A 13,983-nucleotide genomic window follows, 5' to 3' on the forward strand; every position below is an offset into this window, starting at 1 on the left:
CCGGTGATGACCGCGTAGCCGGAGCCCGCCAGCCCCGCCCCGATCTGTTCAGCCAGTTGGTAGGTGGGGGCCGCGGCGGGGGTGCGGGCGGACCCGAAGACGCTGATGGCCGGCCCCACCTCGGCCAGGGCGCCGAACCCTTCCACGAATTCCGACTGGATGCGCAGCACCCGCCAGGGGTCGGTGTGCAGCCAGTCGGCGTCGCCGCGGCGGTCCAGCAGCCGCGCGTCGGTGGTGCGGGTGGGGATCTGGGAGCCGCGGAGCATGACCGGGCCCTTGCGGTACGTCTCACGCGTCCCGTCTCCCACGGGATCGCGCGTCTGGCCGCGTGCGGCCTCGTCAACAACGTCGGGGAAGGTGTCATCTGCCATGAGGGCATGATTCCCTACCCACATCCGCTACCGGCGGAGACACCCTGAGGGCAGGCACGCTTCCTGTGAGTGAGATGTGCTCACCACCACCCATGACGGCCATCACGGCCGCCGCTCCAGCCAGCCCCGGCACGGTACGGTCGCCCCATGACATACCCGCTCGAGCGCGCGGTGGCAACCGACCTGGCCGCCGCCGTGACCGCCTGGATCATCGAGGATCCGGATCCCGACACCCGCGGGGAGCTGACCAACCTGCTCTCCGCCCACCGCGATGGCGACGCCGCCGCTACCGCTGCCCTGTCCGATGCCTTCTCCGGCACACTCCAGTTCGGCACCGCCGGACTGCGCGGGCGTCTGGGGGGCGGGCCCAACCGCATGAACCGGGTCGTCGTCATCCGGGCCGCCGCTGGACTGTCCGCCTATCTGCATGACCTGCTGGGCGATGGGTTCCGCGTCGTCATCGGCTATGACGCCCGCCACGGCTCCGCCCGTTTCGCCCAGGACACCGCCTCCGTGGTCACCGGTGCGGGCGGGCACGCCATCCTGTTCGATACCCACTGCCCGACGCCGGTACTCGCCTTCGCCCTGCGCCGCCTCGGCGCCGACGCCGGTGTCATGGTGACCGCCTCGCACAACCCGCCGCAGGACAACGGTTACAAGGTCTACCTCGGTGGCCGCGCGGTCACCGACTCCGGGCAGGGCGCACAGATCGTTCCCCCGCATGACACCGCCATCGCCGAGCGGATCGCCGCCGTCGGGCCGCTGGCCTCGGTGCCGATGCCCGAGTCCGGCTGGGAGACCATCGGTGCTGACCTGGTCGAGGAGTACACGCAGCGGGCGGTCAAGGCCGCCCGGACGCGTGCGGTCGCCCCGCTGAAAATTGTGCTCACCGCCATGCACGGTGTGGGCGGAGAGATCTGCCGCGAGGTCCTCACACGCGCGGGGTTCGACGACGTGGTTGTGGTGCCCGAACAGTTCGACCCGGATCCGGACTTCCCGACCGTCACTTTCCCCAACCCCGAGGAGCCCGGCGCCCTGGATCTGGCCTTTGCGCGTGCCCGAGAGGTCGGAGCAGACCTCATCATTGCCAACGACCCGGATGCGGACCGCTGCTCCGCCGCGGTTCCCGACGTTCACGTCCAGGGCGGCTGGCGGCAGCTGACCGGCGATGAAGTCGGTTCACTGCTGGGCGAGCAGGCCGCCGAGCTGGCTGCGTTCAACGGAACCGGTGTGCTTGCGAACTCCATCGTCTCCTCGCGACTGCTGCGCAAGATCGCCCAAGCGCACGGCCTCGCGCACCGCAACACGCTCACCGGTTTCAAATGGATCAGCCGCGTGCCCAACCTCGTATTCGGCTATGAGGAGGCGCTCGGCTACTGTGTCGACCCGGCCGCAGTGCGGGACAAGGACGGCATCTCGGCCTCCGTGCGCCTGGCGGTGCTCGCCTCCACGCTCAAGCAGCAGGGGCGCACGCTCGATGACCTGCTGGACCGCCTGGCGCGCGAGCACGGCCTGTACGCCACCAGTCCGCTGAGTGTGCGGGTGGAGGACAAGAGCTTCATCACCAGCGCCATGGAGCGCCTGCGCGCCGGAGGGGCGCCCGCCTCCCTGGCGGGTTCGCCGGTCGTCGATGTTTTCGACCTCATGGATGGCGCTGCCGATGGTAACGGCCAGCGTTTGCCCGCCACCGACGGCCTCATCTTCAAGACGGCGGCCGACGACCGCGTGGTGGTGCGCCCCTCGGGCACCGAGCCCAAGCTCAAGTGCTACTGCGAGGTGGTCATGCCGGTGGCCGTCGACGAGCCGGTCGAGGTGGCCCGTCGGGCGGCGGCGCTGCGCTTGGAGGAGATCAAGTCCGACCTGCGCGTCGTGCTGGGTGCCCAGCGGCCCACGACCGGTCCCGAGTGCTGACGCCGTTACCGGGCTAGCGCCATCACCCGCCGCACTAGATGATTGATTCCAAGGGTGTGGGTCGGTGTGTGGGTGTGGGACGAGGCGCCCGGCTCGTGGTGTGGTATCACCGAAACCGGCACTAATAACATGCCGAAACCGGCACTAATGACGTGCCCAAACCGGTCGATATGACGAGGCCGGAGCGGTCGTGGCTCAACGCGTCAGCGGCGCCCCGGGGGAAAAAACGGCTGTGCATGAGAATGCCGGACACCGGCGTCCTCGATGCGGTGCGGCGACCGCCCCTGGGGTCTGCGGCGAGGGGCGCTTCCCGGGCGTAGGTGGGGCTCGAATACGACCCTTTCGCCCCGAGGCCTCACAATCGGGGCTGCCCGGTGGACGAATACGACCCTTTGCGCCCCAGACCTCAGTCGCGCACGGAGGCTTCGGGCTCAAAGGGTCGTATTCGACGTCGGCGTGGAGGATTGGGGCGCTGGCCACGCCAGGACGACCCGAACCCGGCACTCCGACACCGACACGCACCCGGTCGCCACAACCACATCGACCGGTCTCGGCACGTCACAAGTGCCGGTTTCAGTGCGTTATAAGTGCCGGTCTCGGCACGTCACTTGTGCCGGTCTCGGTGAAAAGAGGGGCACGGACACCGCCCCGGGCCGGCGTCGGCACCGGCCTCGACGCCAACCGATCCTGCACCGGCACCGATCGCCCCGGCACGCCGCCGACAACCACCCGGCGCCTCCACGCCGACCCCAACCAGAACGAAACACCCCCACAACCCTCGGAACCAATCGCCTAGGCGGGCAGGCCGTCCAGGATCGCGACGGTGGAGGACACACCCAGGCGGGAGGCACCGGCCTCGATCATGGCGATTGCGGTGGCGGCGTCGCGGATGCCGCCGGAGGCTTTGACGCCCAGCCGGTCACCGACCGTGGCGCGCATGAGCTCTACGGCGTGCACCGAGGCCCCGCCCGCAGGGTGGAAGCCGGTGGAGGTCTTGACGTAGTCGGCGCCGGCGGCCTCGGCGGCCCGGCAGACGGCGACGATCTCGTCGTCGGTCAGTGCCGCGGACTCGATAATGACCTTGAGGAGCGCCGAGCGGTCACAGCCGCGGCAGGCCTCAGCGACGCCGCGGATATCCGCCTCAACTCCCGCGTAGTCGTGCTCCTTGACCAGCTTAAGGTTGACGACCATGTCTACCTCGTCGGCGCCCTTGGCAACAGAGTCTGCGGCCTCGGCGGCCTTAACGGCGGTGGCGTGGGCGCCGGAAGGGAAGCCGCAGACCGTGGCCACGTGCAGACCGGCGGGCACGGTAATCGGCAGCTGGTTGGGAGACACGCACACTGAATAGGTGCCCAGCTCGGCGGCCTGCGCGACCAGGGCTGCCACCTGTTCTCCGGTGGCCTCGGGCTTGAGGAGGGTGTGGTCGATGACGGCGGCGATCTCTGCACGGGTGGGCATGGTGGTCCTTTCGCTGGTGATGTGCTGATGGAGACTTGATGTTAGGGGCGGCGTTCCAGGGTACGAGCCCCGGGCCGGAGGCGGCGTCCCGGCCGGGGTGAGCATGGCGAGCACGCGAGGCCAGTAACCCAATTCACGCGGGCCAGGTCCCGAAGGCGGCCTAGCGGCGAGCAGGTCGACGACGCGCACCGTGCCGCTGGAGGGGTCGTAGAGGTGGACACGACCCGTACCGGGGTCGCCGTCGCCGATGCAGGCCCAGGGCAGGGCGAGCACGTAATGTCGCGGTATCGCGGGCGTGTTAGCTATGGCCGCGTGCAGCGTACCGCGCAGACGCCCAGCATCATCCCGGCGGCGGGCCAGGGGGCCGCCGGTGAGCAGGGCAACGGGGACGCCGTCGGCCAGCCACTGCCGCAGTGCGGCGACGGCGGCGGGCCAGCGCCCTCCGCGATCATCCACCCGCCGCACGGTGTAGGCGGCGGCGTCCGGACGCGAGTGGCGCAGCGCCTGCGTCAGTTGCTCCGCCACGGCCCAGGGAGTGGAGCCCAGGCGCCGCGTCCAGGGCAGGGGCCCGAGCGGGCCACCGGCGCGGCGGTTCATGCGGCTTTGCAGCCGCTGTTGGGCCGCGGCCAGCTCCGCTTGTAGTGCCTTGCCGGAGCGGGTGGCAACCGGGACGGGCAGCTCGCCTGCGCCCAGCAGGAGGCGCGCGGCGAGCACGACGGTCGCCCCGCAGGTGGTGGAGTCGTGTTGGGTCAGGGTGACGGCATCACCGGCATGGGTCAATGCGCCGACGCGCAGCCGGGAGCCCGCCACGCGTATCCGCGCCGCGGGCCCCGCCGCGTGCCAGTGGTCGCCCATGCGATGCTTCACACGATCCGGTCCAGCACGACGCCGGCTTCACGGCGGGCGACGGCGGCCCGAGCCTCCGGAGCGTCGGCAGGGCAGACGATCATCGCGTCGGTGAGAGCCTCACGGGCACGCTCGAAGCGCTCCGGCGTGGCGGTGTGCAGGGTCAGCAGCGGCTCCCCGGCGCGGACCGTATCGCCCGGCTTGGCGTGGATCTCGACGCCGGCAACCGCCTGCACGGGATCCTCCTTGCGGGCGCGTCCGGCCCCCAGACGCCAGGCGGCCACGCCCACGCCGAGCGCATCCAGGCGGGTGAGGACGCCGTCGGCCGGGGCCACAACCACCTCTTTTTCGGGAGCGGTGGGCAGGGGCGCGTCGGGGTCGCCGTCCTGGCGGCGGATCATCTCGCGCCACACATCCATGGCACGGCCGTCCGCCAGAGCCGCACGCAATTCGTCCTGCCCCGTGGGGCGCCCGGCGGCGTCGAGCATCTCGGCGGCGAGCGCGACGGTGAGGGCGACGACGTCGGCCGGCCCGCCGCCGGAGAGCACGTCGAGGGCCTCACGGACCTCCAGGGCGTTGCCCGCAGTCAGCCCCAGCGGAGTGGACATGTCGGTGAGCAGGGCGCGTGTGGTCACCCCTGCATCCTTGCCCAGGGCCACCATGGTCTCGGCGAGTTCGCGCGCCTGGGTCTGCTCCTTCATAAAGGCGCCGGAGCCGACCTTGACGTCGAGGATGAGCGCGCCGGTGCCCTCGGCGATCTTCTTGCTCATGATGGAGGAGGCGATGAGCGGCACGCAGGAGACGGTGCCGGTGGTGTCGCGCAGGGCGTAGAGCTTCTTGTCGGCGGGGGCGAGTCCGGCGCCCGCGGCGCAGATGACGGCACCGGGGCCGCGCACGGACAGCATCTCCATGATCTCGTCATGGGACAGGTCCGCCCGCCAGCCGGGGATCGACTCGAGCTTGTCCAGGGTGCCGCCGGTGTGCCCGAGGCCCCGCCCGGACAGTTGTGGGACACTCACGCCGAAGGCGGCCACCAGTGGCGCCAGCGGCAGGGTGATCTTGTCACCGACCCCGCCGGTGGAGTGCTTGTCCGCGGTGGGGCGGTCCAGGGCGGAGAAGTCCATGCGACCACCGGAGCGGATCATGGCGTCGGTCCAGCGCGCGATTTCGCCGCGGTCCATGCCGTTGAGGTAGATCGCCATGGCCAGGGCGCTCATTTGCTCGTCGGCGACGACGCCGCGCGTGTAGGCGTCGATGACCCAGTCGATCTGCGCCTCGGTGAGGCGGTGTCGGTCGCGCTTGGCGGCGATGATGTCGACGGCGTCGAAGGGCTCCGGCTGCGCTGGGTGCGTGGAGTGTGCGGAAGGGGTGGGCTGCGTGGTCACGGGCGGTCTCCTGAGGTTGTGGCGCTGACCCAGTCCATGTCGGCGCTGGTGAAGCGGTCGGGGAGCACCTCGTCGATGGTTTTCAGGCCCGATGGCATGGCCAGCAGCATGCTGGGATGGGCGTGTTCGGATAGCACCTGGCGGCAGCGCCCGCACGGCGAGCAGGGCTCGCCGCGGCCGTCGACGCAGACGAAGGCGACCAGGCGGCCGCCGCCGGTGCGCACGAGCTCAGAGACGAGGCCGCATTCGGCGCATAGGGCAACGCCGTAGCCGGCGTTCTCCACATTGCAGCCGGACACGAACCGGCCGTCGTCAACCAGCGCGGCGGCACCGACCTTGAAGCGGGAGTAGGGGGCGTAGGCGCATTCCATGGCCTGCATCGCCAGCTCCCGCAGCGCCTCCCAGGTGGCGGTGTCAATGGTCGGCCGGGTGCACTCCCCGGCTTCGTTTGCCGCTTGCGGGGCAGCGCCGCGCACTCGGGCCGTTGGCTCAGACACGGCGTGAACTCCTTTCCTCTCGCTCACGGATACGGCACGCCTTCCGCGGCGGGGGCGCGCACGCGGCCGACGAACCCGGCAACGGCGAAGACGGTCACGATGTAGGGGATCATGAGGATGATATTCGCCGGGATTGGGGAGCCGATGACGGACAGGGTCTGGCCGACGGAGGTGGCGAAGCCGAACAGGAGGGCGGCGTACAGGGCGCCGACCGGGTTCCAGGCCCCGAGGATCATGGCCGCCAGGGCAATGTAACCGTTGCCGGCGGACATGTCCTTGGTGAAGGCCAGGCCGGAGCCGATGGTGAAGAAGGCCCCGCCGAGCCCGGCGAGCGCGCCGCCAAGCATGAGGTTGTTGACGCGGGTGCGCATGACGTTAATTCCGACGGTGTCGGCCGCCCGCGGGTGCTCACCGCAGGCGCGCATGCGCAGCCCCCACCGAGAGCGGAACAGCATGAAGGATAGCACCGCGACGGCCACGTACATGAGGTAGACGAGGATCGTCTGCCGGAATAGGACCGGGCCGATGAGCGGGATCTGACTGAGCACCGGGATGGGCAGGGTCGGCAGCCGCATGGCGGTGTTGAGGCCGGACGGGTTGTCGGTCAGGACGGTGGAGAACAGGAAGCTGGTCAGTCCGGAGACGAAGACGTTGAGCACCACACCGACGACGATCTGGTTGACGCGGTACTTCAGACCGAACAGGGCCAGCAGCAGGGCAACCAGGATGCCCGCGAAGGGCGCGGCGACCAGGCCCGCCCAGGGGGTCTTAGCGATGGAGGCGACCACCGCACCCAGGAAAGCGCCGCCGAGGAGCTGTCCCTCAATGGCGATGTTGATGGTGCCGCTGCGCTCCCCCACGACACCAGCCAGCGCACCGAAGACGAGGGGCACGGACAGCGCGAGCGTGGAGGACAGGATGGTCACCAGCGGAATGACGGTGGAGCGTCCGGCGCCGGCCCAGGTGAGGAAGGCGATGATGAACGTCACCCCGAGTAGCAGGCCGGCCCAGGCGCCGACCTTCGCGCGGGCCACGGCCCGGGTCCACAGGTAGACGGTGACGGCGCAGGCAACCAGTGCCATGACGATGGTGACCGGGCGGGCCCCCAGCGCGAACACGGGGATTTTGAGGAAGTCGGCCTTGGTGGCGAGTTGGAAGCGCGTATCACCGTGGCTTCCCAGGGCCATGAGCAATTCCAGCAGGACCACGACCACGCCGGTGATCGGCAGCTTGAGAGCGATCGGTTCGACGACGGCGATGGTCTCCGCCTCCGGGCGGGTCTCGTGAGCCGGGGTGAGAGTCTGCGAGGACGTCATGGCTCAGGCCTCCTTACCTGCGGCCGCGGCGGCGGCGTCGCGACGGCGGCGCCTCCAGGAGCCGGGTGCGGGCAGCCGGTAGAGGGCGCGCACGAGCGGTGGGGCCGCGATGAACAGAACGATCATGGACTGCAGCACGAGCACAATGTCGATGGGGGTGCCGGTGGCCGCCTGCATGGTGGTGCCGCCGGCGGTGAGTGCTCCGAATAGCAGACCCGCCAGGACGGTGCCCTGTGGCGTGGAGCGGCCCAGCAGGGCGACGGTCATGGCGTCGAAGCCGATACTCCCGGCGACGGAGCCGGTCAGGTAATGCTGCGTCCCCAGCACCGGGGCGGTGGCCGCCAGGCCGCACAGCGCACCGGAGATAATCATGACCAGCGCCGTGATTTTGGGGACGTTGATGCCGGCGGTCAGCGCCGCCTGCGGGTTGAGGCCGGTGGCGCGGAACTGGAATCCGATTTCGCTGCGCTCGAGCAGCCACCACACGAATACGGCCGCCAGCAGCGCCACAATAAAGCCCAGGTGCAGGCGGAAGGGACCACCGAGCAGCCGCGGGTACTGGGCGGTGGCCGCCACCGGCAGCGACTTGGGGTTGGCGTTGCCCTCCCCGATGAAGGTGGCGGTGGTGAGCACATGCGCCATGAGGTAGCCGGCGATCGAATTGAGCATGATGGTGGTGATGACCTCGCTGGCGCCGGTGGTGGCTCGCAGTACGCCGGAGATGCCTCCCCACAGGGCGCCGCCGAGGATGGCGCCGATCATGGCCACCAGGATGTGCAGTCCGCCGGGCAGGTGCCAGGCGAAGCCGATGTAACCGCCCACGATGGCGCCGAGGATGATCTGCCCCTGCCCGCCAACGTTGAACAGGCCCGCACGGAAGGCAACGGCCATGCCCAGGCCCGACAGGATCAGCGGCGTGGCCACGGTGAGCGTCTCGGTGATGGGGCGCCACATGCGGGCAGGAGAAGAGGCCTGCCAGTCGAAGATGCCGCCCCGGAAGAGCGCAGTATATGCCTCGGCCAGGCAGGTGCCGACGGCGCCGAAGAAGTCGCCGGGCCGGGCGAACAAGTAGCCGGCGGTGGTTCGCACGTCGTCGTCGGCGATGAGGATGAGCAGTGAGCCGACGATCATGGCGGAGACGATCGCCAGCACCCCCATCAGCGCATTGGATTCGGCGATCTGCCGCAGGATGCCGGGCTTGTCCGGATTCTGATCCGTTTTCTCGGCGGCGCCGGCGGTCGTTGCTTCACTCATCGGGTCTCCTCCTGGGCGCTAGCCTGAGAAAAAGGAACGCCGGCCATCATGAGGCCCAGGACGTCGCGGGGCGTATCCGGCGGAACTACGCCCACGATCCGGCCGCGGTACATGACAGCGATGCGGTCTGACAGTGAATAGATCTCGTCCAGTTCGGAGGAGATGATAAGGACGGCGGTGTCGTTGTCTCGTTCGGCCACGATGCGTTTGTGAACGAACTCAATCGAGCCGACGTCCAGTCCGCGGGTGGGCTGAGAAGCGACCAATACCTTGAGTTGGCGCGACAGCTCCCGTGCCAGGATCGCCTTCTGCTGGTTGCCGCCCGACAGCGTGGAGATGGGGTCGGCGACGTCGGTGACGCGCACGTCGAACTCGTCGCGCAGGTGCTCCGCGTGAGTGCGGACCTTGCCCGGGTTGATCGCCGGGCCCGACCCGAAGGCGGGGTCGTCGAAGCGGTCAAGGATGAGGTTCTCGGCCACGGAGAAGGCGGCCACCATGCCGTCGGTGGAACGGTCCTCGGGGACGAAGCCGAGTCCGGCACCGAGGCGCTGGTGGACCCCGAGCCCGGTCACGTCCTGTCCGCCGAATGACACGGTGCCGGCGGTGGGTGCGGTCAGCCCCAGCAGGACGTCGGCAAGCTCGGTCTGGCCGTTGCCCTGGACACCGGCGATGCCAACGATCTCGCCGCTGCGCACCTGGAGGTTGACGTCGTCGAGCAGGGTGGTGCCGCCCTCCAACAGGCTCACATCGCGCAGTTCCAGACCGACGTCGCCGAGCTCCGGCTCCCCCTTGTCCACGCTTAAGGAGACGGAGCGTCCGACCATGAGCCCGGCGAGCTCGGTCTCGGAGGCGGTGGGGTCAGCTGTGCCCACGACCTTGCCGCGGCGGATGACGGTGATGGTGTCCGCGACCTCGCGCACCTCGCGCAGCTTGTGCGTGATGAACACGATGGAGGTGCCGGCGGCCTTGAGGTCGCGCATGATGGCGATGAGCTCATCGGTCTCCTGCGGGGTGAGCACCGCGGTGGGCTCATCGAGGATGAGGATCTTGGCGTCGCGGGACAGCGCTTTGATGATCTCTACCCGCTGCTGCACACCGACCGGGAGGTCTTCGATGTAGGCGTCCGGGTCGACGTCGAAGCCGAAGCGTTCGGAAATGTCCTTGACCTTCGCTGCGGCGGCCTTGGCGTCAATGACGCCGGCCACCCCGGCGGGCTCGTAGCCCAAGGCGACGGACTCGGCGACGGTGAAGACAGGCACCAGCATGAAGTGCTGGTGGACCATGCCGATGCCGGCGGCAACCGCGTCGCCAGGTCCGGAGAAGGTGACCGGCTTGCCATCGATGAGGATTTCGCCGTCGTCGGGGTCGTACAGGCCGTACAGGACGTTCATGAGCGTCGACTTGCCGGCACCGTTCTCCCCTAGCAGGGCGTGGATCTGACCCGGCTCGACGGTGACATCGATGTGGTCGTTGGCTACGAGGGATCCGAATACCTTGGTGATTCCGCGGAGCTCGAGCTTCACGAGGGGCTCGCTTCCTGTGGTGAGGCAGTTGGGAATGGTGAGGTGGGTGCGGCCGCGCGGTCGAGTAGGACCGGGCCGGGAAAAGGTGACGCCGCCGTCCCCGTCAAGGACGACGGCGTCACCGGTATCCCGTCACTGATCTCCGGGCGTCATGCTGACCGGGTCAGGAGGGGTCGTAGGGGGTGGAGACGTCCAGCGAGCCGTCAATGATCTGCTGCTTGAGCTCGTCCGTCGCCTCCCTGACGTCGCTGGGAACCTTGGAGAACCAGTCGTGGAACTCCGCGATGGACACGCCGTCATTGGCGAGCGTGCCAATGAACGGGTCGGAGGTGAAGTTACCGGCGGAGGCCTCCTGAACCGCGTCGTAGACGGCGGTGTCGATGCCCTTGACCACGGAGGTCAGCATGTAGGGGCTGCCGCCGTCGGACTCGGTCTTGACGTAACCGTCGGCATCGACCCAGATGATGGCGTTGTTCTCGTCGCCGGCCTCCTTGAGCGCGGCGAGCGTGCCAGAGCCGACCGGGCCGGCGACCGGGAGGATGATGTCGGCACCCTGGGAGAGGAACTGCTCGGTGAGCTGCTGTCCCTTGGCGGTGTCGGAGAAGTTGCCGACGAAGGAGCCGGAGCTCGGGTTGTCGGGGTCCCAGCCCAGGACCTCAACATCGGTGCCGTTGTCCTCGTTGTACTTGGCCACGCCCTTGGCGAAGCCCTCCATGAAGATCTGGACCGTCGGGATGGCCTGACCGCCGTAGGTGGCGACGGTGCCGGACTGAGTGGTGCCGGCGGCGACGTAGCCGGCCAGGTAGGCGGCCTCGGCGGTGTTGAAGACCAGCGGCTTGGCGTTGTCGAGTTCGACCGGGTTGCCCTCGGCATCGGCGAAGGTGGAGTCGATGAGCGCGAACTGGATGTCCGGGTTCTCCTGGGCGGCGGTGGTCAGGTGCTCGGCAAGGTTGAAGCCAACGCCGATGATGAGGTTGCAGTTCTGCTGGATGAGGGAGTCGACGTTGGTGGGGTAGTCGGCGTCGGACTGGGATTCGACGGCAATGGTCTTAACCCCAAGGTCGGCCTCGGCGCGGTCCAGGCCCTCCTTACCGGACTGGTTGAAGGACTGGTCGTCGAAGCCTCCCTCGTCCGAAACCATGCAGGCGGTGAAGTCGCTTGCGGCACCTCCCGAGGAGGACGAACTGGAGTCATCGGGCGCCGAACCGCAGGCGGCGAGTGACAAGGCGGCAACCAGACCAAGCGCGATGGCGGAATACTTCTTCTTCACGGTCGTGTCTCCAGATGGGATTCGGGGCTTGCGCCCTTGCAAGGAGCTGGCCGGGACGGCTCTGCTCAGCTACCAGGATAGACGCTCCGCTGAGGCTTGCCGCACAAACGGTGCGAGCACGCCACATTGCGACCATGACGTGACCCGCGCCGCAGCCGGGCATGGCGTGCGCACGCTGCCCGCCGAGGCCCGTGACGGGCAGCGTCTTTACAGCTTTTTGCAGTCCTTGCACGGGTTCGGGGCGGTCCTGCGCCCGCATCCGCGCCGCACCGACGCGTGGCAGAGCGGCTGAAGTATTGGGTGGCGCCGCTACAGAAGAGAGTCCTCCCCGGCTGCCTTGAGCCGGTCGACGACGCCCTTGACGTCCTGGGCGCGCTCCGGCGTCGTCACCAGCAGCGCATCGGGGGTGTCAACCACGACGGCGTCGGGCATCCCGAGCAGCACCACCTTGCGGCCCGTTGTGGAGATGACCAGCGCACCGGGGGCGTCCACCGCCTCGACGTCTGCCTCCCCCAGCACCGCGGCGCCGGCGGCCGGACCGGTGGCGCATGGGGCTACCAGCTCGGCGAGGGTGGCGAAGCCGCCGACGTCGTCCCAACCCATGGCACCGGGCACGGTCGCCACGCCGCCGGCGGCGGCGACCGGCTCGGCGATGGCATGGTCGATGGCGATCGCCTCCAGTCCGGGCCAGACGGCCGCCGTGACCGCCTCACGATCGGGAGTGTCCCAGGCGGCGGCGATTTCGTCGATGCCGGCGGCCAGCTGCGGCTTGTTAGCGGCCAGGTGGTCCAGGAGGATGCCCGCACGCACAACGAACATGCCGGCGTTCCACCGGTAGTCCCCGGTAGCGAGGTATTGCGCGGCGGTGGCGGCGTCGGGTTTCTCGGTGAAGCCGAGCACGCGGCGGCCGTCCGGAGCTCCGGGGACGCCCAGGGGCTGGCCGGCACGGATGTAGCCGAAGGCCGTAGAGGGGCCGGTGGCCTCAATGCCGATAGTGACCAGCCACCCCTCGGCGGCCAGGGCCGCCGCCTGGCGGACGGCGTCCTGGAAGGCGGTTTCGTCGGCGACGAGGTGGTCGGCGGCGAAGGAGCCGACGATTGCTTCGCGCCCATGTCGGCGGGCGATGACCGCCGCGGCCAGGCCGATGGCGGCCATGGAGTCGCGCGGGGCCGGCTCGGCCAGGAGGTTTTCCGGTGGCAGGTCGGGCAGCTGTTGGGCGACGGCGTCCGCGTGCGCCGTCCCGGTGACCACGGTGGTGCTCGCGGCGAGCGGCGCCAGCCGCGCCACCGTGCCCTGCAACAGACTGCGGCCGGAGCCGGTCAAATCCAGGAGGAACTTGGGCCGCCGGCGGCGGCTGAGCGGCCATAGCCGAGTGCCCGCACCGCCGGCGGGGATGATCGCATGCAGCAGCGGGGCGGTCGACGCAGCGCCGGTCATACCGGCTGTCTCGTTCGCATTCACGCCGTCAGGCTAGATGATCGCCTCCCCACAGGACGACAGCGCTCACCGAAACCGGCACTAATAACGTGCCGAAACCGGCACTTATGGCGGTGTGGAGGTTGGTGGGGCGACGGCGTCTGGCGGCGTGGAGCACAGATCGGCACAAGCTCAACGAGCCCAGGCCCAGCAAGTTCCGAACAGGCTCTGTGATGTGTATGTCGGACCCAAACGGTGTTGGCTAAACGGGCGGGGGTGCTCCGTGGTGCTGGTTCGTTGTGCGCCGGCCCTGCCTCCAGTTGCATGGGAATGAGAACACATGGGTGGGTGCTCACGGTTCGTACCATGCGCCGACGGTTCGGCAGTTGGCGTAGGCGGTTCGGCATTTGACGCGACGCTTCGGCACCCTGGCTGCCGAACCGTCAGCCCACGTGCCGAAGTGTCCGCTGGAGGGTACGAATCGTCGGCTCACGTGCCGAACCGTCCGTCTGAAGACTCCTGCCGCTCCGCGCCGTTTCTCAGAAGGCAAGAACCATCAGCGCTCCACACCGGCCCCAACCGCGACCACAGCCACGGACCATGCCCCACCGGCAACCCCGACACCACAACGACCGGTTTCGACACGTCATTAGTGCCGGTTTCGGCACGTCATTAGTGCCGGTCTCGGCACGTCATTAGTGCCGGTTTCGGTGAAAGGGGCGGGGTCGGGTGCGGC

General features: G+C 69.1%; 10 protein-coding genes and 1 pseudogene. 2 read left to right on the forward strand and 9 right to left on the reverse strand.

What is annotated here, in order from left to right; all coding sequences use genetic code 11:
- Positions 1 to 266 (reverse strand): annotated as a pseudogene (locus RWX45_RS11240) (TIGR00730 family Rossman fold protein); the annotation flags it as partial.
- 252 nt (positions 267 to 518) lie between these two features.
- On the opposite strand from RWX45_RS11240, the gene RWX45_RS11245 reads away from it, so the two are divergent.
- Positions 519 to 2,282: a phospho-sugar mutase gene (locus tag RWX45_RS11245; protein ID WP_316023810.1), complete on the forward strand. Its 1,764-nt coding sequence runs from the start codon at positions 519 to 521 to the stop codon at positions 2,280 to 2,282.
- A gap of 792 nt (positions 2,283 to 3,074) precedes the next feature.
- Here the strand turns inward: RWX45_RS11245 and deoC are convergent.
- The 7 genes from deoC to RWX45_RS11280 all read right to left on the reverse strand — a co-directional run bounded on the left by deoC (position 3,075) and on the right by RWX45_RS11280 (position 11,831).
- Positions 3,075 to 3,740, reverse strand: a complete 666-nt coding sequence (deoC, locus tag RWX45_RS11250) for a deoxyribose-phosphate aldolase (protein WP_316023817.1) — start codon at positions 3,738 to 3,740, stop codon at positions 3,075 to 3,077.
- Positions 3,741 to 4,603: 863 nt separating this feature from the next.
- Positions 4,604 to 5,971 carry a thymidine phosphorylase gene (locus RWX45_RS11255; RefSeq protein WP_316023811.1) on the reverse strand — a complete coding sequence of 456 codons (1,368 nt, stop codon included), beginning with the start codon at positions 5,969 to 5,971 and terminating at the stop codon, positions 4,604 to 4,606.
- The gene (locus RWX45_RS11260; RefSeq protein WP_316023818.1) at positions 5,968 to 6,390 is read right to left on the reverse strand and encodes a cytidine deaminase; all 423 of its coding nucleotides are present in this window, start codon (positions 6,388 to 6,390) and stop codon (positions 5,968 to 5,970) included. The genes RWX45_RS11255 and RWX45_RS11260 overlap by 4 nt, the downstream gene beginning before the upstream one ends.
- Before the next feature lie 101 nt (positions 6,391 to 6,491).
- Positions 6,492 to 7,784, reverse strand: a complete 1,293-nt coding sequence (locus RWX45_RS11265) for an ABC transporter permease (protein ID WP_316023812.1) — start codon at positions 7,782 to 7,784, stop codon at positions 6,492 to 6,494.
- Positions 7,785 to 7,787: 3 nt separating this feature from the next.
- Complete coding sequence (locus tag RWX45_RS11270; protein ID WP_316023813.1) at positions 7,788 to 9,038, reverse strand: ABC transporter permease; 1,251 nt, start codon at positions 9,036 to 9,038, stop codon at positions 7,788 to 7,790.
- Positions 9,035 to 10,561 (reverse strand): ABC transporter ATP-binding protein, encoded by a 1,527-nt coding sequence (locus tag RWX45_RS11275; protein ID WP_316023814.1) that lies wholly within the window; start codon positions 10,559 to 10,561, stop codon positions 9,035 to 9,037. Before RWX45_RS11275 ends, RWX45_RS11270 begins: the two co-directional genes overlap by 4 nt.
- A gap of 163 nt (positions 10,562 to 10,724) precedes the next feature.
- Entirely contained in the window at positions 10,725 to 11,831 is a 1,107-nt protein-coding gene (locus RWX45_RS11280; RefSeq protein ID WP_316023815.1) for a BMP family ABC transporter substrate-binding protein, read from the reverse strand.
- A 139-nt stretch (positions 11,832 to 11,970) separates the two neighbouring features.
- Between RWX45_RS11280 and RWX45_RS11285 the strand changes: the two genes are divergently transcribed.
- Entirely contained in the window at positions 11,971 to 12,123 is a 153-nt protein-coding gene (locus RWX45_RS11285) for a hypothetical protein (RefSeq protein ID WP_316023816.1), read from the forward strand.
- Positions 12,124 to 12,140: 17 nt separating this feature from the next.
- On the opposite strand, the gene RWX45_RS11290 is transcribed toward RWX45_RS11285, so the two are convergent.
- The gene (locus RWX45_RS11290; RefSeq protein WP_316023819.1) at positions 12,141 to 13,268 is read right to left on the reverse strand and encodes a mannose-1-phosphate guanylyltransferase; all 1,128 of its coding nucleotides are present in this window, start codon (positions 13,266 to 13,268) and stop codon (positions 12,141 to 12,143) included.
- Positions 13,269 to 13,983: the final 715 nt, after the last annotated feature.

It is taken from the genome of Actinomyces sp. MRS3W (assembly GCF_032465695.1).
GTDB lineage: Bacteria > Actinomycetota > Actinomycetes > Actinomycetales > Actinomycetaceae > Actinomyces.

Bases quoted from the DNA above. Each gene is read 5' to 3' on its own strand.
- RWX45_RS11270 (WP_316023813.1), bottom strand. From the start codon at position 9,038: ATGAGTGAAGCAACGACCGCCGGCGCCGCCGAGAAAACGGATCAGAAT.
- RWX45_RS11245 (WP_316023810.1), top strand. From the start codon at position 519: ATGACATACCCGCTCGAGCGCGCGGTGGCAACCGACCTGGCCGCCGCC.
- RWX45_RS11290 (WP_316023819.1), bottom strand. From the start codon at position 13,268: ATGACCGGCGCTGCGTCGACCGCCCCGCTGCTGCATGCGATCATCCCC.
- RWX45_RS11265 (WP_316023812.1), bottom strand. From the start codon at position 7,784: ATGACGTCCTCGCAGACTCTCACCCCGGCTCACGAGACCCGCCCGGAG.
- deoC (WP_316023817.1), bottom strand. From the start codon at position 3,740: ATGCCCACCCGTGCAGAGATCGCCGCCGTCATCGACCACACCCTCCTC.